Consider the following 19,286-nt stretch of genomic DNA (forward strand, 5'->3'; position numbering starts at 1 on the left):
CCGTGCAACGCCATGCTGTGCTGCATGTTAATGCGAGCCTCCAAGTAGACTTGCCTGATCCACCAGCCGTTGATATCGGCATTCGCGCTCTGCGATAAAGGCGTGCGGCCTGCTGAACGAGCAAACTAAGTCGAAATACCATGATCACGAAGCTTGAACTTGAGGACTGGAAGAGCTACGAACGTTCAGAACTTCAGCTTGACCCACTAACGGTGATCATTGGCACTAACGCCAGCGGGAAATCCAACGCGCTAGACGCCTTGGCCTTTCTGAATCGAATTGCTGGGGGTGCATTGCTAACGTCTGCACTACAGGGAGACGGGGCGTTGTCGGCCCTGCGGGGTGGCGTGGAGTGGGCTGCGCGGCGACCAGGCTCCCTCTTTGCCCTTTCCGCCGTATGCCGTGCTGACGAATTGACGGACTATCACTATCGACTGGAATGTCGTATCGCCGATTCGCGTTGCGAAGTTGCTGCTGAGCAGCTATTCCGCACGAGGTATCGGCCAGGTAAGGATGGCAGGCGACGATCAGCTGTGGGAACCATTAAGCTCTTTCGCACTGATCCGTGCGCTGAGTCTGCTCCTACGATAGTCGCTCGTCTTTATAACGAGAAGCAGGGCACACGTCGCGAACTAGGTAGGACCCAGCCGCTCCTTTTTCAATTGGTCGGCCAAAAGCTTCGGCAGGAAATTCAGGACGGGATTGGCGAAGTGGTGGGTTCGCTGCGCGAGATATTCATCCTAGATCCGATCCCTTCCCATATGCGCGGGTACTCGCCGCTTGCAGACAAACTAGACTCTGATGCCAAGAATATCGCGGGGGTCATTGCCGCTCTGCCCGCACCCAAGCAGCAAGAAATTGAAGAGGTACTGACCCGTTACGCCAGCAAACTCCCTGAACGCGACATTCAACGTGTGTACGCGGAGACCGTCGGCAAGTTTAATTCCGATGCAATGTTGTACAGCGAAGAGAACTGGATTGGGCACGGTGCGCCGCCGACTGTCGATGCCCGTGGAATGTCAGACGGCACGTTGCGTTTCCTGGCGATACTGACCGCGCTGCTGACGCGCCCGGCAGGTAGCCTACTTGTTATCGAAGAGGTGGACAACGGCCTACATCCGTCAAGGGCGAACATGCTGCTCGACGTGCTTAAGACCGTTGGAGCGCAAAGAAAGGTCGACGTCCTAGCCACCACGCACAATCCCGCTCTTCTTGATGCGATGGGGCCAAGTATGGTCGCGTTCATCACCGTGGCTCACCGTGATGCAAGGACCGGCAACAGCGAACTCACTCTTCTGGAAGACATTAAACAGCTGCCGAAACTTCTCGCTCAAGGAACTCTCGGGCGCCTGTCCAGTAAGGGCCTGATTGAAAAATCATTTCAACAGGCATTCGATTTTGCTGAGTCGGTAGAGAACAGCAATGGCTAGCCGCGTGCTGGTATTGGATACGTCGGTCCTCTGCTGTTGGCTGCGGGTACCCGGAAAGGACACCGCAGGTCCGGCTGCCGATCTTTGGGATCATGCACGGATCGATGCTCTATTGAAGGCTGAAGAAGCACAGGGAAGTACGTTCGTGCTGCCGATCGCGACCTTGATCGAAACTGGCAACCACATTGCCCAGTGCACTGGCGACCGGTTTGCGCTTGCGTCCAAGTTGGGCCAGCATCTTGCCGCAGCTGCGGATTCCAAAAGCCCGTGGGCCGCATTCAGCGAACAATCGGTGCTTTGGGATACAGATGCGCTTCGGTCTCTCGCGAACGATTGGCCACCACTTGCAGCCGCGTCAATGAGCATCGGCGACGCGACTATCAAGGCCGTTGCCGAGTACTACGCAACTGCTCGCTTTCATGTGCAAATATTGACTGCCGACGAGGGACTCAAGGCGTACGAGCCGACCAAGCCGATCGTGCAACCCCGACGGAGGGTGTGAGGTCTGTAGCCGTCACTGGCTCGCTTGCCGTTTCCCTTGGGTCATCGCCCATCACCGATTTCTCGTCCCGACGAGCGGCCGCGCGTTCGAGCAAAGTGAACTGGCCGGCCGGTTGACTTTGCGTTGCGGGGCATACCGACCTTCGATCAACTAAGCCCGGTATGCCGAGCGCGATGGGCGCCGCCTCTGTGCCGCCGAGGAGCACAGTCGTTCGCGGATCAGGGCTGGCGATTGTCTGAGCGGAGCGCAGCGTAGCGAGTTCGAGCCAGACCCCGCGAATGACGAGCACCGCAGGGGAGCCCCGAAGGGGCCGGCACAGTGAAGGCGACCAGCGCGCTTGGCATGCCGGGCGCTCTCCGCAGTGGGAACGAAATCGCCCCCTGCAACCAACAAGCGAACTACCCCAACCGCTGACGATGCCGCGCAATCTGCGCCCGCACCTGCGCCGGCGCCGTCCCACCCAGCGTGTTGCGCGCATTCAGCGAGCCGCGCAGGCTCAGCACCTCGTACACGTCCTTCTCGATCTTCGGATTGAACTCCTGCAGCACCTTCAGCGGCAGTTCCGACAAATCGACGTTGTGCGAGATCGCGGCCTTCACGGCATGCGCCACGGCCTCGTGCGCGTCGCGGAAGGGCAGGCCCTTCTTCACCATGTAGTCGGCCAAGTCGGTCGCTGTGGCATAGCCGCGCAGCGCGGCCTTTTCCATCGCTTCGGGCTTGACCGTGATGCCGCCGACCATCTCGGCAAAGATGCGCAGCGTGTCCTTCAGCGTATCGACCGTGTCGAACAGCGGCTCCTTGTCCTCCTGGTTGTCCTTGTTGTAGGCCAGCGGCTGGCCCTTCATCAAGGTGATCAGGCCCATCAGGTGACCGACCACGCGACCGGTCTTGCCGCGTGCCAGTTCGGGCACGTCCGGATTCTTCTTCTGCGGCATGATCGAACTGCCGGTCGTGAAGCGGTCGGCGATCTGGATGAAGCTGAAGTTCTGGCTCATCCAGAGGATCAGTTCCTCGCTGAAGCGGCTGATGTGGATCATCGCCAGCGATGCGGCCGAGGTGAACTCGATCGCGAAGTCGCGGTCGCTCACCGCATCGAGGCTGTTCTGGCAGACGCCGTCCATGCCCAGTGTCTTCGCGACCATTTCGCGGTCCAGCGGATAGCTCGTGCCTGCCAGCGCCGCGGCGCCCAAGGGCAGGCGGTTCAGGCGCTTGCGCACGTCGGCCATGCGTTCGGCGTCGCGCGAGAACATCTCGACATAGGCCAGCATGTGGTGGCCGAAGCTCACCGGCTGGGCCACCTGCAGATGCGTGAAGCCTGGCAGGATCACTTCGACGTTCTTGTCGGCGATGTCGACCAGCGCCTTCTGCAGGTCGCCCAGCAGGTCGGTGATCAGGTCGATCTCGCCGCGCAACCACAGGCGCACGTCGGTTGCTACCTGGTCGTTGCGGCTGCGGCCGGTGTGCAAGCGCTTACCGGCATCGCCGACCAGCTGGGTCAGGCGCGCCTCGATGTTGAGGTGGACGTCTTCCAGGTCCAGCTTCCACTCGAACTTGCCGGCCTCGATCTCCTCACGAATCTGCTTCATCCCGCTTTCGATCGCGGCGTGGTCCTGCGTGCTGATGATCTTCTTTGCGGCGAGCATGCCGGCATGCGCCAGCGAACCCTCGATATCCGCCTGCCAAAGGCGTTGGTCAAAGCCGACACTGGAGGTGTAGCGTTTGACCAGGTCGCTCATCGGTTCGGAGAACAGGGCGGACCAGGCTTCGGATTTCTTGTCGAGTTGGTTTTGGGTCATGGCGGGCAGGTGGAGGCAATAATGGTTGTCACGCCATGTATCAGTGATGCGCAACCTGTCGATTTTATCGGCCGCACCTTCGGCCAGCCCATCGGCGGCCCCATCGAGCGGGTCCGCGGGGCCAAGTCGCGCGCCGGCGAGCCCGCGCGTGGTGCTGTTCGACGCCTGCCAGGTGGGCACGGTCTTCCGGGCGGTGCTGTTCGTGGAGGTGGTGGTCGGCGTGGGCGCCATGTTCGTGGCGACGGGCCCGCAGGACTGGCTCGGGCTGCTGGCAACGATGACCGGGGGCGCGTTGCCGGCCACCTTGCTCTGGTTGATCCTGGCCTGCGCCTTGAAGAAGCTGCTGGCGCGCTTGCCGCGCCTGGCCCAGTATTCGATCGGCGTGCTGCTCGGCGTGCTGTCGGCGCTGTATGGCTGCGGCCTGCTGCGGCTGACCGGCGTGCTGCCGGTGGCGCCGTGGCTCGCGAGCGGGCTGGCCGGGGCGTTGCTGGCGGGCGTCGCGATCACGGTACTGGTCTTGCGCGCCCGTGGCCGCACGCCGGCGGCCACCACGGCACGGCTCGAGGAACTGCAGGCCCGCATTCGCCCGCACTTCCTCTTCAATACGCTCAACTCCGCCATCGCCTTGGTGCGGGAGGAGCCTGCCAAGGCCGAGACCATGCTGGAAGACCTGGCCGAACTCTTCCGCCGCGCGCTGGCCGACCCGAACGAGGCCGTGACGCTGGCCGACGAGATTGCCCTGGCCGAGCGCTACCTTGCCATCGAGCAGGTGCGCTTCGGCGGACGCCTTCGCATCAACTGGCAGATCGACCCCAACGCAAGCGGGGCGAAACTGCCCCCGCTGCTGCTGCAGCCGCTGGTGGAGAACGCCGTGAAGCATGGCGTGGAGCCCAGCCCCGAGGGCGCCACGCTGCGCATCCGGACCGAGCGGCGCGGCGGCATGGTGGTGATCGAGGTCATCAACAGCCTGCCGCCACTGCGGTGGGCCGACGAACCGTTGCCGCGCGGCCACGGCATCGCGCTGGCGAATGTGCGCGACCGGCTGCGCCTGTTGCACGATGTGCAGGCGCAGTTTCGAGCGGGCGTGGATCAGGGGAGCTACAGGGTGCGAATAGACATCCCGGCCAAGTCATGAAGGGCAATTGATTGATGAGTTCGTTGCGTACCTTGATCGTCGATGACGAGCCGCTGGCGCGTTCGCGCCTGCGCACCTTGCTGGCCGAATGCCATGCCCCTGCCGCCGATGTGATCGGCGAGGCGGCGCAGGCCACGGAAGCGGAGCAGCGCCTCGACGAGACGCCCGCCGACCTCGTGCTGCTCGACATCCACATGCCGGGCGTCGATGGCACCGAGTTCGCGCGGGTGTTGCGAGGGCGGGCCGACGCGCCGGCGATCGTCTTCGTGACGGCGCACTCAGGCCACGCGGTCACTGCTTTCGAGCTGGATGCGGTCGACTACCTCACGAAGCCGGTGCGCGCCGAGCGCCTGCAGCAGGCGCTGCAGAAAGCCGAGCGCTACCTCAAGGAAAAGCGGGCGGCGCTGCCGGACCCGAACGAAGAGGTGTTCCTGATACAGGACCGCGGCCGGGCCGAACGGGTGCCGGTGGCGGAGGTCGTGTATCTCAAGTCCGAGTTCAAGTACCTCACGGTGCGCACGCCCTCGCGCAGCCACATCTATGACGCCAGCCTGGCCGAGATCGAGGAGCGCTACCCCGACCGGTTCGTGCGCGTCCACCGCAATGCGCTGGTCGCGCGCTCGGCGATGCGGGCGCTGGAGAAATACGACGACGGCGAGGACATCGACGGCTGGGCGCTGCGGCTGCGCGGCATTGCCGAGCCGGTGGTGGTGTCGCGGCGGCAACTGGCGGTGGTGCGCGACGCGCTCAAGGACTTGCGATGAGCGCACTGCCGGTGCCGGAGCGCCCCGGGCCGTCCGTGAAGGCGGATCCTGCAGAGGAGCCCTTGCCCAATCTCATCGAGTCGCTCGAATCAGTCGAGCCGATCGAGCCTGCGCAGGATCGGATCATGCTGCACATGCCGGTCGACGTTCGCAGCGCGTCGCTGGTCGTGCTGGTCGTGCTGGCAACGGTTTTCACGCTGCACTGGGCTTCGGCCGTGTTCATCCCGCTCATGCTGAGCCTGCTGCTGACCTATGCGCTGGCGCCTGTGGTCGAGCGGCTGGCGCGCTGGCATGTGCACCGAGCCTTGGGAGCCGGACTGGTGTTGCTGGCCATCGGGGGCGCGTTCGGCGCCACGGTCTATTCGCTGGCGGACAGCGCGGGTGAATTGCTGGATTCGCTCCCGGTCGCCGCCCAGAAGCTGCGCCTGGCGGTGCGCCCGCATGGCCCGGTACGCCCGGGCACGCTCGACAACGTGCAGCAGGCCGCGACACAGCTCGAGCAGGCCGCCAGCGAGAGTTCGGCCAAGACTGCGGCCCAGAGGGGCGTAGCGCGGGTCGTGGTCGAAAAGCCGGCGATCAATGTGCGCGACTACCTGTTGACCGGCACGCTGGGCATTCTGGGCGCGGCAGGGCAGCTCACGCTGGTGGCCTTCCTGACCTTCTTTGCGCTCGCCTCGGGCGACACATTCCGCCGCAAGCTGGTCAAGATCACCGGGCCCAGCCTGCAAAAGAAGAAGATCACCGTGCATGTGCTGGACGACATCACCGGCCATATCGAGCGCTATCTTCTGGTGCAGATCCTCACCAGTGCCATCGTGGGCGTGGCGACCTGGCTGTCGTTCTGGGCCCTTGGCATGCAGAACGCGGCCGTGTGGGGAATCATCGCCGCGGTGACCAACCTCATTCCGTACATCGGCTCGATCATCATGATGGCGCTGTCGGCGCTGGTCGCATTCATGCAGTTCAACACGGTCGACATGGCATTGCTGGTAGGCGGCATCTCGCTGGTGATCCACACCCTGGTCGGCAACCTGTTGACGCCTTGGCTCACCAGCCGCAGCAGCAGCATGAACGCCGTGGCGGTGTTCGTGGGCGTGATCTTCTGGGGCTGGCTGTGGGGCGTGTGGGGACTGCTGCTCGGCATCCCGATCATGATGGTCGTGAAGGCGGTGTGCGACCGGGTCGAAGATTTGCAACCGCTCGGCGAAATACTTGGCGACTGACCCTTCGGCTATGCCGGTTGGTCGCTGGCGCCGTGCAGGAGATTGCGCAAACAATAGGCCTTCCTGAACCTTCGAACTACACCCGGTCTTCCTGGCCTCCCTTCCCGTGACCATTCTTGACGCCCGCAAATCGGGGCTCGCCAACGGCGGCCCGAGTTTCTCCCTTGGCAACCGGTTGCTGCGCGCGGTCTGGATTCCGGTCTGGCGACTGGGCGCCGGCTGGACGCCACGCCAGTTGCACCCCTGGCGCCGCTTTCTGCTGCGTGCCTTCGGGGCCAGGATGGCGCCCGGCAGCGACGTGCGCGGCAGCGCCAAGGTCTGGTATCCGGCCAATCTCGAAATGCACGAGGGCGCGATCATCGGGCCCGGCGTGAACGTCTATTCGATGGGCACGATCACCGTCGGGCGCAAGGCGCTGGTTTCGCAAGGCGCTCACCTGTGCGCCGGCACCCACGACTTCGACACGCCCTTGTTCCAGCTGGAGGCCAAGCCCATCACCATCGGCGCCCACGCCTGGGTCGCGGCCGAGGCCTTCGTCGGCCCGGGCGCGCGCATCGGTGAAGGGGCGGTGGTCGGTGCGCGCGCCGTTGTGTTCGGCAAGCTGGAACCCTGGACTGTGTATTCGGGCAATCCGGCGCGGCCGATCCGCCAGCGGCGGCGCTTCGCCGACGAGACGGCGCAGTCCTGATCTCTTGAGTCGATGTGGCTTCGCCATCCCGGCTGAATCCCCCGCGGGGGCGGGCCGGGTACCGCCCGGTCTTGGGGGCCTCTCAAGCCTGAATTTGGCGCCGATGCGTTCGGCGCCCGATGTAGACGAGGCCGCAGTCCAGATCTGGCCCCACGAGGCTCGCGACGACCCGGAAGCGCATCGGCGGGGTCGCAGGTGGCCCAGCCGGCGTCGATCCCCAAAACATTGCCTACGCGGAAACGCAGGTTGCAGGCGTTTCACAATATGCATGTTGCGCTGCCCGCGCTCAACCATTGCATTCATGAACATCACCATCATCGGCACCGGCTATGTCGGGCTCGTCACCGGCGTGTGCCTGGCCGACCTCGGCAATCACGTTTTCTGCCTCGATCTCGATCCGGTCAAGATCCAGACGCTCAACAGCGGCGGCATTCCCATCTACGAGCCCGGCCTGGCCGACCTCGTGCATTCGAACGTGGCCGCCAAGCGCCTGACCTTCTCGACCGACGTCGAAGCCGCGGTTGCGCATGGCGACGTGCAGTTCATCGCGGTCGGCACGCCACCCGACGAAGACGGCAGCGCCGATCTGAAATACGTGCTGGCCGCCGCGCGCAGCATCGGCCGTCACATGAACGGCTTCAAGGTCATCGTGGATAAATCGACCGTGCCCGTGGGCACCGCGGAGAAAGTCAGTGCGGCGATCCGCGAAGAGCTGACGAAACGCGGCCTGGCTGCCCAGCGCTTTGCCGTCGTCAGCAATCCGGAGTTCCTGAAGGAAGGTGCGGCGGTCGAGGACTTCATGCGGCCCGACCGAATCGTGCTGGGCGTGGACGACAACGAGGACGGCCACGACGCGCTCGCCGCCATGCGCAAGCTGTACGCGCCTTTCAACCGCAACCACGAGCGCATGCGCGTGATGAACGTGAAGTCGGCCGAGTTCACCAAGTACGCGGCCAACGCGATGCTGGCCACGCGCATCAGCTTCATGAACGAACTGGCCAACCTGGCCGACAAGGTGGGCGCCGACATCGAGATGGTGCGCCAGGGCATCGGCTCCGACCCGCGCATCGGCTACAGCTTCCTGTATGCCGGCACGGGCTATGGCGGCAGCTGCTTCCCGAAAGACGTGCAGGCACTGATGCGTTCCGCGGGCGAGTACGGGCAGCGGCTGCAGGTGCTGGAGTCGGTCGAGGCGGTCAACGACGCGCAGAAGCACGTCCTCGTGCGCAAGATCCTCGAGCGCTTCGGCAACGACCTGCACGGCAAGACCTTCGCGGTTTGGGGGCTGGCCCTCAAGCCCAACACCGACGACATGCGCGAGGCGCCCAGCCGGGTGCTGCTGGGTGCGCTGGCGCGCGCCGGTGCGCGCATCGTGGCGCACGATCCGGTGGCAGTCCACGAGACCCAGCGCGTGCTGCCACAGGACTTTGCCGACGCACCCGCCTGCATCGAGCAGATCGAATTCGCGACCGACCCGATGGCCGCGCTGGAAGGCGCCGACGCACTGGTCATCGTGACCGAATGGAAGGCGTATCGCAGCCCCAACCTGGAGCGGCTCAAGGCGGTGATGAAGGCGCCGGTGATCTTCGACGGGCGCAATCTGTACGAGCCGGAGACGATGCGGGAGGCGGGCGTCAGCTATTTCGGCATCGGCCGCAACAGTTACTGAGCCCAATCAAAGAAGCGCAGGACTTCATGCCGCTGGCGCAGCGTGTCGGCGCGGCCCAAGGCCATCAGCTCGCGCGTGAAGCCGGGCTCGAACAGCAGGTAGCTCGCAAGCGCTGAACCCTTCACGTCGCGCGAGCCGCCGGCACCCAGGCCGCCGAACAATCGTCTCACCGGGCCGGGCAGGGCGTCCACGTGGCGCGCGGCGATCGCGTCGATGCGCTCTGACGGTGAGATCACCAGCAGCTCGAGCGGGCGCAGCGCGCTCCGGGCGCGCAACTCGGGTGGAATCAGCGCCAGAGTGTTGTTGATGCGGCGCAAGCGCTCGACGTCCACGCCCAGTGCGTCCAGGAAGATGCTGGACATGGCATGCCCCGCGATCTGCGCGAGCGAGGGGTAGCCGGTCAGGGTGTTGGGTGGGAGTTGTTCGCGCGGCTCGGTCATGCGGCCGGCGCCGATCACGAGGACGCGTGTGGCGCCGAGGTGGATGGTCGGCGAGATGGGGGCGGTCTGCCGCATCGAGCCGTCGCCGAAGTACTCGACGTGGTTGTGCATCTTCAGCGCCGCGGCCGGGAACACAAAGGGGATGGCCGATGACGCCAGCAGGTGTTCGTGCGAGATGGTGCAGGGCATCGCGAGCCGCTGCGATCGCACCCAGGCTTGCGTCGGCGTGGCCGACTCGTAGAAGGTCACGTGCTCGCCCGAGCTGTAGCTGGACCCGGTCACGGCCAGCGCCTGCAAATGACCTGCGCGCATCAATTCGGGCAGGCGCTCCAGTGGCACCATGCGCTTCAGCAATGCGGCCAGCGGTGCGTTGTCGAGCAGGGAGCGCGGCTTGATGCGCAGCACCGTCGCGACGAAGCGGCCGAGCCCCAGCACCAGGCGCCAGCGCGCGCCGCTGCCCAGCAGCGCGAGCGTGTCGGCCTTGTAGACCTGCTCGGCCCGCACGTTGCGCCAGACCTCCGCGATGCGGCGCACCGCAACGTCGAAGTCGTCCGCGCCGCAGGCGAGGGCGGCTGCGTTGACGGCGCCGGCGGAGGTGCCGGCGATGATCGGAAAGGGGTTCGGCCCCTGCTTGGCGCCTGCGCTGCGGCGGATCCTGGCAATGCCCTGGAGCACGCCGACCTGGTAGGCGGCGCGCGCGCCGCCGCCCGTCATGAGCAGGCCGGTGGAAGGGGGCGATGCAAGTTGTTGGATAGGCGCGGCGGCACTTGTTTGGGCGGGCGATTCAGAGGGCATACGAGCGCCACTAGACTATCCGCCATTCAGGAGTTTGAGCAATGGCACTTACGCAAGGGGAACTGACTGCGGCGCTGCAGTCGGTCCAGGACCCGAACACGGGCAAGGATTTCGTCAGCACGCGCGCGCTGAAGAACCTGCAGATCGAGGGGAGCGACGTCTCGTTCGACGTGGAGCTGGGCTATCCGGCGCGCAGCCAGCATGCGTCCCTGCGCAAGGCATTGGTCGACGCTGCGCGCAGCGTGCCGGGCGTGGGCAATGTGTCGGTCAACATCCAGACGCGAGTGCTTTCGCATGCGGTCCAGCGGGGCGTGCAATTGCTGCCCGGTGTGAAGAACATCATCGCCGTGGCTTCTGGCAAGGGCGGCGTCGGCAAGAGCACGACCGCGGCCAACCTGGCGTTGGCGCTGGCGGCCGAGGGCGCCAGCGTGGGTCTGCTCGACGCCGACATCTACGGACCGAGCCTGCCGATGATGCTCGGCATCCAGGGCCGCCCTTCCAGCGAAGACGGCAAGACGATGATGCCGATGGAGAACCACGGCGTGCAGGTCATGTCGATCGGCTTCCTGGTCGACCAGGACGAAGCCATGATCTGGCGCGGCCCGATGGCCACGCAGGCGCTGGAGCAGTTGCTCCGCCAGACCAACTGGAAGGACCTCGACTACCTCATCGTCGACCTGCCGCCCGGCACCGGCGACATCCAGCTCACGTTGTCGCAGCGCGTGCCGATGACGGGCGCGGTGATCGTGACGACGCCGCAGGACATCGCGCTGCTCGACGCGAAGAAGGGCATCAAGATGTTCGAGAAAGTGGGCGTGCCCATCCTCGGCATCGTCGAGAACATGGCCGTGCACGTCTGCTCGAACTGCGGCCATGTGGAGCACATCTTCGGCGCGGAAGGTGGCAAGAAGATGGCCGCGCAATACAACATGGACTACCTCGGCGCGCTGCCGCTGGACATCAACATCCGTCTGCAGGCCGACAGCGGCACGCCCACGGTGGCGGCTGACCCGGACGGCCCGGTGGCCGCGATCTACAAGGACATCGCGCGGCGCGTGGCGGTGGGGATCGCGGAGAAGGCGAAGGACTTCTCGGCGAAGTTTCCGACCATCACGATCAGCAAGAACACCTGAGAGGCCCGAAGAGCAGGCGGTGCCCGGCCCGCCGTCCCACGCTCGCGGCGGGGAGGGACAAAAACGCCGCCCAGTTTCACGACACAAGTGTTGTTTCAGAAACACACGGGTCGTGATCGCGTCAGCTCGCGGTCACCCTGCAACGGGGCCGCTGCGCGTGGAATTGCCTTGGGGAGTCTGCTTACAACACCCTATTGCGCACCTGCCCGTTTGTTTATTGAATGAGTCTCGTGGTGAACTTTTCTTAAACAATCTGTTACAAGAATGCTTTCACGGCGCCGTTGCGAGCAGCGGCTTGAAGACAACAGGAGTATCGACATGGCAGGTTCTTCCGCAGGCGTTCTCGAAGGAGATCGCGGCAATGGCATGACGGGCGGCGAGCCCGGCCTTCTGGACAAGGCGCGCATCATCGCGGGCCCGGGCTTCAACCGATGGCTTGTGCCACCGGCGGCGCTCGCGATCCACTTGTGCATCGGCATGGCCTACGGCTTCTCCGTGTTCTGGCTGCCGCTTTCCAAGCAGCTCACCGCGGCCGGCGCGGGCGCCGCCTGCCCGAAGGACATGAGCTTCTTCGCGGAACTGTTCGCCACGGGCTGCGACTGGCACGTGGCCACGCTGGGCTGGATGTACACGCTGTTCTTCGTGTTCCTCGGTTGCGCGGCCGCGCTGTGGGGTGGCTGGCTCGAGCATGCCGGCCCGCGCAAGGCCGGCGTGGTGTCGGCGGTGTGCTGGTGCGGCGGGATGCTGATCTCGGCGCTGGGCATTCACACGCACCAGTTCTGGATGATGATCCTGGGCTCCGGCGTGATCGGCGGCATCGGCCTGGGGCTGGGCTACATCTCGCCAGTGAGCACGCTGATCAAGTGGTTCCCGGACCGCCGCGGCATGGCGACCGGCATGGCCATCATGGGCTTTGGTGGCGGCGCGATGATCGGCTCGCCGCTGGCAGTGGACCTGATGAAGTACTTCTCAACCCCCACCGACGTCGGCGTGATGCAGACCTTCGTGGCGATGGCGCTGATCTACTTCGTGTTCATGCTCGGGGGCGCCTTCGGCTACCGGGTGCCGGCCACGGGCTGGAAGCCGGAAGGCTGGACGCCGCCGGTGGCGCAGAACACCAACGCCATGATCACGCAGCGCCACGTGCACGTGTCGAAGGTCTGGGGCATTCCGCAGTTCTGGCTGGTGTGGATGGTGCTGTGCATGAACGTCAGCGCCGGCATCGGCGTGATCGGCATGGCTTCGCCGATGCTGCAGGAAGTCTTCGGCGGCAACCTGATCGGCGTCGCGAAGAAATTCGGTGAACTCGACAAGACGCAACTCGCGGCCATCGCGACGGTGGCAGGCGGCTTCGCGGCCCTGCTGTCGCTGTTCAACATCGGCGGCCGCTTCTTCTGGGCCAGCCTGTCGGACAAGCTCGGTCGCAAGCTGACCTACACGATCTTCTTCATCCTCGGCGGCATCCTCTACGCCAGTATCCCCGGATCGGCCGCGGCGGGCAGCAAGCTGCTGTTCGTCGGCGCGGTCTGCATCATCCTGTCGATGTACGGCGGCGGCTTCGCCACGGTGCCGGCCTACCTGGCCGACCTGTTCGGCACGCAGATGGTGGGCGCGATCCACGGCCGCCTGCTGACGGCCTGGGCCACGGCGGGCATCCTGGGGCCGGTGGTAGTGAACTACATGCGCGAATACCAGCTCGGCCTCGGCATCCCGCGCGAACAGGTCTACAACCAGACCATGTACATCCTGGTCGGCATGCTGGTGATCGGCCTGATCTGCAACCTGATGGTGCGCCCGGTGGCTGACAAGCACTTCATGAGCGATGCGGAACTCGCCAATGAAAAGCGGCTGGCCCATGAGCGGGCTGCGGCCTCCGAAGCGGGCTCGGCCCTGAGCGGTGCGACGGGCAGCGTCAGCCCGCTCGTGACGCTGCTGGCCTGGGCGGCGGTCGGCATTCCGCTGGCCTGGGGCGTCTACCGCACCTTGATCAGCGCCGCGAAGTTCTTCAGCTGAAGGTGCGAATATTCCTGCGCGGCCGCCAATCCCGGGTCTGCGGTGTTGGCTCCGGCATGACGGACGCTGCGCGCAGTTGTCAGCCTGCGCCGCAACTGCGTTGTCGCGGCGCTGGAGTACGGCTCCGTGCCTCGACCCGGCGTTGACGGCCTCGCTACGGAATCTTCACACCTTCCGCCCCCGAGGGAAGGGACGCGCCCGGCGCGGCCCTGCGGGTCGAGTCGAGCAGGCTGAGCCACATCGACACGGAATCGCCAGGTAGCGTCTGGACAAGCGCCACAAGGGTCTGCCGGGTGCGCCCCGCAACGGCGATGTCCAGAAGCTCGATAGATGGATAGACTGGTCCGAGAGACAAGCGCTGGCCATGGTGGCTGGCAAGGCGAGGCACATGCAACACCCAGCCACCCAGGCAGAACCCAGGGCGATCCCGCTCGCCACGCCCGACGAGTTGCGTGATCGCATCCGCCGCAAGAGCAAGCTCAAGGGCCGGCAGCCCGAGGAGGGCGCGCTGCAACGCGTGCGCGAACTCATCGGGCCGCGGCCGGATGGCGGGCACCCGCGCGACCTGCTGATCGAGTACCTGCACATCCTCAACGACGCGCACCGTGGCCTGCACGACAGCCACCTGGTGGCGCTGGCCGCCGAGATGAAGATCCCGATGGCCGAGGTCTACGAGGTCGCGACCTTCTATCACCACTTCGAAGTGCTGCGCGGCGACGAGCAGGCGCCCGGACTGACGGTGCGGGTCTGCGACAGCCTGTCCTGCGAGCTGGCCGGCGCGGGTGAGCTGCTGACGCGTTTGCCGCGTTTGCTGGGCGCCGCCGGGCATGGCGATGTGCGCGTGATTCCAGTGCCTTGCATCGGGCGCTGCGAGCAGGCGCCCGCTGCGCTGGTGGATCAGGGCGCGGTGCCGCTGGCCACGACCAGCACCGTGCTGCTGGCGGTGGAACGCGTCCAGGGCGCGACACCGGCGCCGGCCCGGCCCGCCAAAACGGCGATCCACTTCGACCCGGCCGCGCTGGCGGAGCAGGGCGTTTCACCGCCGCCGCAAGCGATCGACGCCATCCCGCCCCACACCGACTACGCTACCTACCGCGCCCACGGCGGCTATGCCCTCGCTGCCGCGCTGGACAGCGGGCAGCAGGATGCCGAGGCGATCGTCAAGGCCATGGAAGATTCCGGCCTGCGTGGCCTGGGCGGCGCGGGTTTTCCGGCCGGGCGCAAGTGGCGCATCGTCCGCGACCAGCCTGCACCCAAGCTCATGGCGATCAACATCGACGAGGGCGAACCCGGCACCTTCAAGGACCGCACCTACCTGGAGCGCGATCCGCATCGCTTCCTCGAAGGCTTGCTGATCGCGGCGCGGGTTGTCGGCATCGGAGCCTGCTACATCTACCTTCGCGACGAATACCACGATTGCCGCCGCCTGCTCCAGCAGGAACTGGCCGCGTTGCAGGCCGACCCGCCGTGCCACCTGCCGACGATCGAATTGCGGCGCGGCGCCGGCGCGTACATCTGCGGCGAAGAGTCCGCGATGATCGAAAGCATCGAGGGCAAGAGGGGCGAGCCGCGCATGCGCCCGCCCTACATCGCGCAGGTCGGACTGTTCGGCCGGCCCACGCTGGAACACAACTTCGAGACGCTCTACTGGGTGCGCGACATCGTCCAGAGGGGCCCGCAATGGTTTGCCGGCTTCGGTCGCCATGGCCGCAAGGGCCTGCGCTCCTTCAGCGTGAGCGGTCGGGTGAAGCTGCCCGGCGTGAAGCTCGCACCCGCTGGCATCACAGTGCAGGAACTCATCGACGAATACTGCGGCGGCATGCTGGACGGGCACACCCTGCATGCATACCTGCCCGGCGGCGCCTCGGGCGGCATCCTGCCCGCGCGCATGAACGATATCCCGCTGGACTTCGATACGCTGCAGCCGCATGGCTGCTTCATCGGCTCGGCCGCGGTCATGGTGCTGAGCCAGCACGACCGTGCCCGCGATGCGGCCCTGAACGTGATGCGCTTCTTCGAGCATGAAAGCTGCGGCCAATGCACGCCCTGCCGCGTCGGCACGGCCAAGGCCGCCGCCCTGATGCAGGCCCGCACGTGGGACAACGACACGCTGGAAGACCTTGCGCAGGTCATGGGGGATGCGTCGATTTGCGGACTCGGGCAAGCTGCGCCCAATCCGATCCGCTGTGTGCAGAAGTACTTTCCGCAGGAGATTGCATGAACGCCGCCGGACACGAAGCGACAAGCGTGGGGACATCATGAACGCTCCGACCCATCTCGCGGAGTTGCTGCCGCAAGTCATCGAGTTCACGCTCGACGGACGCACCGTTGAAGCCTTCGAAGGCGACACGATCCTGGTCGCCGCCAAGCGCGCGGGCGTCGACATTCCGCACCTTTGCTACAAGGAAGGGCTGCGGCCGGACGGCAACTGCCGGGCCTGTGTCGTCGAGTTGAAGGGCGAACGCACGCTGGCGCCGAGCTGCTGCCGCAATGTGACGGCGGGGATGGAAGTACAGGCTTGCAGCGATCGCGCGGTGAAAAGTCAGAAGATGGTGGTGGAGATGCTGCTGTCGGACATGCCGGATGGGGGGTACAAGTGGAACGATGGAGGGGTGTTGAAGGGGGCCGGCCCTCACCCCAACCCTCTCCCGCAAGCGGGAGAGGGGGTAAGTCCACTCCTTCACCCGCTTGCAGGAGAGGGGGCAAGTCATCTCCCTATCCCGCTTGCGGGAGAGGGCCGGGGTGAGGGCCGGCCCATCGGCCAGCACGGCGAACTCAGCGCCTGGGCCGACATCCTCGGCATCACCGTCCGCCCCCAGCTCAAGGCCCTGCGCCGCGAACAGCCCAAGGCCGACGTCTCCCACCCCGCCATGGCCGTCAACCTCGACGCCTGCATCCAGTGCAACCGCTGCGTGCGCGCCTGCCGCGAGGAGCAGGTCAACGACGTCATCGGCTATGCCATGCGCGGCGAGCACAGCAAGATCGTGTTCGACCTCGACGACCCGATGGGCGACAGCACCTGCGTGGCCTGCGGCGAATGCGTGCAGGCTTGCCCGACCGGCGCGCTCATGCCCAAGAGCCACATCGGCTCGCAGGTCGTCGACCGCAAGGTCGATTCGGTCTGCCCGTTCTGCGGCGTCGGCTGCCTCATCACCTACAACGTCAAGGACGAGAAGATTGTCAGCGTCGACGGCCGCGACGGACCCGCCAACCACAGCCGCCTGTGCGTGAAGGGCCGCTTCGGCTTCGACTACGCGCACCATCCGCAACGCCTCACCGTGCCGCTGATCCGCAAGGCCGGCATGCCCAAGGCCTACGGCGACACGCCGCGCCCCGGCGACTGGCACGACACCTTCCGCGAAGCCACCTGGGACGAGGCGCTGGCGCTCGCCGCCGGCAAGCTGAAGAGCTTGCGCGACACCCACGGCAAGAAGTCATTGGCCGGTTTCGGCTCGGCCAAGGGCAGCAACGAGGAGGCCTACCTGTTCCAGAAGCTGGTGCGCACCGGCTTCGGCAGCAACAACGTCGACCACTGCACGCGCCTGTGCCATGCCTCCAGCGTGGCGGCCCTGCTCGAAGGCGTGGGCTCCGGCGCGGTGAGCAACCAGGTCAACGACGTAGAGCATGCCGAGCTGATCTTCGTCATCGGTTCCAACCCGACCGCCAACCATCCGGTGGCCGCCACCTGGATGAAGAACGCCGCCAAACGCGGCGCGAAGATCGTGCTGGCCGACCCGCGCATCACCGACATCGGCAAGCATGCCTGGCGCACGCTGCAGTTCAAGGCCGACACCGACGTGGCCATGCTCAACGCGCTGATCCATGCGGTGATCGACGAAGGGCTGGTCGACGAGGAATTCATCCGCAACCGCGCCAGCAACTACGAGGCGTTGCGCGACAACGTGAAGGGCTACAGCCCCGAGGCGATGGCGCCGATCTGCGGCATCCCGGCCGAGACGCTGCGCGAAGTCGCGCGCGCCTTTGCCACCGCCAAGGGCGCGATGGTGCTGTGGGGCATGGGCATCAGCCAGCACATCCACGGCACCGACAACGCACGCTGCCTGATCGCGCTGGTCACGGTCACCGGCCAGATCGGCAAGCCGGGTTCCGGCCTGCATCCGCTGCGCGGCCAGAACAACGTGCAGGGCGCGAGCGACGCGGGGCTGATCCCGATGATGTTCCCCAATTACCAGCGCGTCGACAACGCCGACGCGCATGCGTGGTTCGAGGACTTCTGGGGCATGAAGCTCGACGAGAAGCCCGGCTACACGGTGGTCGAGATCATGCACAAGGCGCTTGCGCCCGACAGCGATCCGCACAAGATCCGCGGCATGTACATCATGGGCGAGAACCCCGCGATGAGCGATCCGGACCTGAACCATGCGCGCCACGCACTGGCCAGCCTGGAACACCTCGTCGTGCAGGACATCTTCATGACCGAGACCGCCTGGCTGGCCGACGTGGTGCTGCCCGCGAGCGCATGGCCCGAGAAGACCGGCACGGTGAGCAATACCGACCGCATGGTGCAGCTCGGCAAGCGTGCGCTGGACCCGCCGGGCAATGCCAGGGCCGACCTCTGGATCATCCAGGAGATCGCCCATCGCATGGGCCTGGAGTGGAACTACGAAGGCGTCGAATCCGGCGTGGCCGCGGTCTACGACGAGATGCGCCTGGCGATGCATGCGGCCATCAAGGGCATCACCTGGGATCGGCTGCAGCGCGAGTCCAGCGTGACCTATCCGTGCCTGACCGAAGACGACCCGGGCCAGCCCACCGTGTTCATCGAGAAGTTCCCGACCGCTACCGGCCGCGTGAAGCTGGTCCCGGCCGACATCATCCCGGCCGACGAACGCCCCGACGCCGACTACCCCTTCGTGCTCATCACCGGCCGCCAGCTCGAGCACTGGCACACCGGCAGCATGACGCGCCGCGCCACCGTGCTCGACGCGCTGGAGCCGATGGCCACGGCCTCGATGTGCCAGGCCGACCTGGCGAAGCTCGGGCTGGAAGCCGGCGACGTCATCACCATCGCATCCCGCCGGGGCGAGGTAGCCATCCACATTCGTCGCGACGACGGCACGCCGCAGGGTGCGGTTTTCGTGCCCTTCGCTTACTATGAGGCCGCGGCCAACCTCATGACCAATGCCGCGCTCGACCCCTTCGGAAAGATTCCGGAATTCAAGTACTGCGCAGTGCGAATCCAGCGCGGCGGCATGCCCATGGCGGCGGCGGGTTACGGAACAGGAACCGGGGAGGCAAGACAAATCCTGGCGCAATGATCCGGCACACCGTTTTCTTCAGGCTCAAGCATCCACACGGCTCCATCGCCGAGGCAGACTTCCTCGCGCGGGCCATGAAGCTCGGCCCGGCGATTCCGGATGTGCGCAATTTCAAGTGCGTGCGGCAGGTCAGCGCCAAGAGTGAATTCGACTGGGGCCTGCTCATGGACTTCGCCGACCAGGCCGCCTTCGACCGCTACGACGCGCATCCCGTGCACACCATGTTCCTCACCGAGCGGTGGCAGCGCGAGGTGGAAGCTTTCGTGGAAATCGACTACCTGGTGGGCGACGAGCCCGAGGAGGCCTGATGGCCGTCGTGCCGCGCCGCTGTAACGCCTCGTTGCCATTGAGCGGCCGGGTTCGGGCACATAGCCGTGTAGCGTGCAATCCAATGGCCGATTCCGCGCGTATCAAACAAT

The 19,286-nt window shown here is 65.7% G+C and carries 14 protein-coding genes; 12 read left to right on the plus strand and 2 right to left on the minus strand.

What is annotated here, in order from left to right:
• Nucleotides 1–140: 140 nt before the first annotated feature.
• Complete coding sequence (locus HB681_RS13170) at nt 141–1,430, plus strand: ATP-binding protein (RefSeq protein WP_213955279.1); 1,290 nt, start codon at nt 141–143, stop codon at nt 1,428–1,430.
• Nucleotides 1,423–1,932, plus strand: coding sequence for a hypothetical protein (locus HB681_RS13175; RefSeq protein WP_213955280.1), 510 nt, complete (start codon nt 1,423–1,425; stop codon nt 1,930–1,932). Before HB681_RS13170 ends, HB681_RS13175 begins: the two co-directional genes overlap by 8 nt.
• 398 nt (nt 1,933–2,330) lie before the next feature.
• Here the strand turns inward: HB681_RS13175 and argH are convergent, their stop codons facing one another.
• Entirely contained in the window at nt 2,331–3,728 is a 1,398-nt protein-coding gene (argH, locus tag HB681_RS13180; RefSeq protein ID WP_213955281.1) for an argininosuccinate lyase, read from the minus strand.
• Between the two features lie 46 nt (nt 3,729–3,774).
• On the opposite strand from argH, the gene HB681_RS13185 reads away from it, so the two are divergent.
• The 5 genes from HB681_RS13185 (at nt 3,775) to HB681_RS13205 (ending at nt 9,207) form a co-directional block, all read left to right on the plus strand.
• Nucleotides 3,775–4,863, plus strand: coding sequence for a histidine kinase (locus HB681_RS13185; protein WP_213955282.1), 1,089 nt, complete (start codon nt 3,775–3,777; stop codon nt 4,861–4,863).
• 14 nt (nt 4,864–4,877) lie between these two features.
• A complete protein-coding gene (locus HB681_RS13190; protein WP_213955283.1) occupies nt 4,878–5,627 on the plus strand; it encodes a LytTR family DNA-binding domain-containing protein in 750 nt (249 codons plus the stop codon).
• Complete coding sequence (locus HB681_RS13195; protein ID WP_213955284.1) at nt 5,624–6,850, plus strand: AI-2E family transporter; 1,227 nt, start codon at nt 5,624–5,626, stop codon at nt 6,848–6,850. Before HB681_RS13190 ends, HB681_RS13195 begins: the two co-directional genes overlap by 4 nt.
• A gap of 106 nt (nt 6,851–6,956) precedes the next feature.
• Nucleotides 6,957–7,538, plus strand: coding sequence for a putative colanic acid biosynthesis acetyltransferase (locus tag HB681_RS13200; RefSeq protein ID WP_345944671.1), 582 nt, complete (start codon nt 6,957–6,959; stop codon nt 7,536–7,538).
• 301 nt (nt 7,539–7,839) lie between these two features.
• Nucleotides 7,840–9,207 (plus strand): UDP-glucose/GDP-mannose dehydrogenase family protein, encoded by a 1,368-nt coding sequence (locus tag HB681_RS13205; RefSeq protein WP_213955285.1) that lies wholly within the window; start codon nt 7,840–7,842, stop codon nt 9,205–9,207.
• On the opposite strand, the gene HB681_RS13210 is transcribed toward HB681_RS13205, so the two are convergent.
• Nucleotides 9,201–10,442, minus strand: a complete 1,242-nt coding sequence (locus tag HB681_RS13210) for a patatin-like phospholipase family protein (protein WP_213955286.1) — start codon at nt 10,440–10,442, stop codon at nt 9,201–9,203. The genes HB681_RS13205 and HB681_RS13210 overlap by 7 nt on opposite strands.
• Nucleotides 10,443–10,483: 41 nt before the next feature.
• Between HB681_RS13210 and apbC the strand changes: the two genes are divergently transcribed.
• From apbC to HB681_RS13235, 5 genes are all read left to right on the plus strand, one after another.
• The gene (gene apbC, locus HB681_RS13215) at nt 10,484–11,575 is read left to right on the plus strand and encodes an iron-sulfur cluster carrier protein ApbC (RefSeq protein ID WP_213955287.1); all 1,092 of its coding nucleotides are present in this window, start codon (nt 10,484–10,486) and stop codon (nt 11,573–11,575) included.
• 366 nt (nt 11,576–11,941) lie between these two features.
• Nucleotides 11,942–13,588 (plus strand): OFA family MFS transporter, encoded by a 1,647-nt coding sequence (locus HB681_RS13220; protein WP_256353942.1) that lies wholly within the window; start codon nt 11,942–11,944, stop codon nt 13,586–13,588.
• A gap of 388 nt (nt 13,589–13,976) precedes the next feature.
• Nucleotides 13,977–15,809: an NADH-ubiquinone oxidoreductase-F iron-sulfur binding region domain-containing protein gene (locus tag HB681_RS13225; protein ID WP_213955289.1), complete on the plus strand. Its 1,833-nt coding sequence runs from the start codon at nt 13,977–13,979 to the stop codon at nt 15,807–15,809.
• A gap of 37 nt (nt 15,810–15,846) precedes the next feature.
• Nucleotides 15,847–18,867 carry a formate dehydrogenase subunit alpha gene (gene fdhF / locus HB681_RS13230; protein WP_213955290.1) on the plus strand — a complete coding sequence of 1,007 codons (3,021 nt, stop codon included), beginning with the start codon at nt 15,847–15,849 and terminating at the stop codon, nt 18,865–18,867.
• Nucleotides 18,864–19,175 carry a Dabb family protein gene (locus tag HB681_RS13235; protein ID WP_213955291.1) on the plus strand — a complete coding sequence of 104 codons (312 nt, stop codon included), beginning with the start codon at nt 18,864–18,866 and terminating at the stop codon, nt 19,173–19,175. Before fdhF ends, HB681_RS13235 begins: the two co-directional genes overlap by 4 nt.
• The last annotated feature ends 111 nt before the right edge of the window (nt 19,176–19,286 follow it).

It is taken from the genome of Variovorax sp. dw_954, from assembly GCF_018449755.1.
Classification (GTDB): domain Bacteria; phylum Pseudomonadota; class Gammaproteobacteria; order Burkholderiales; family Burkholderiaceae_C; genus Variovorax.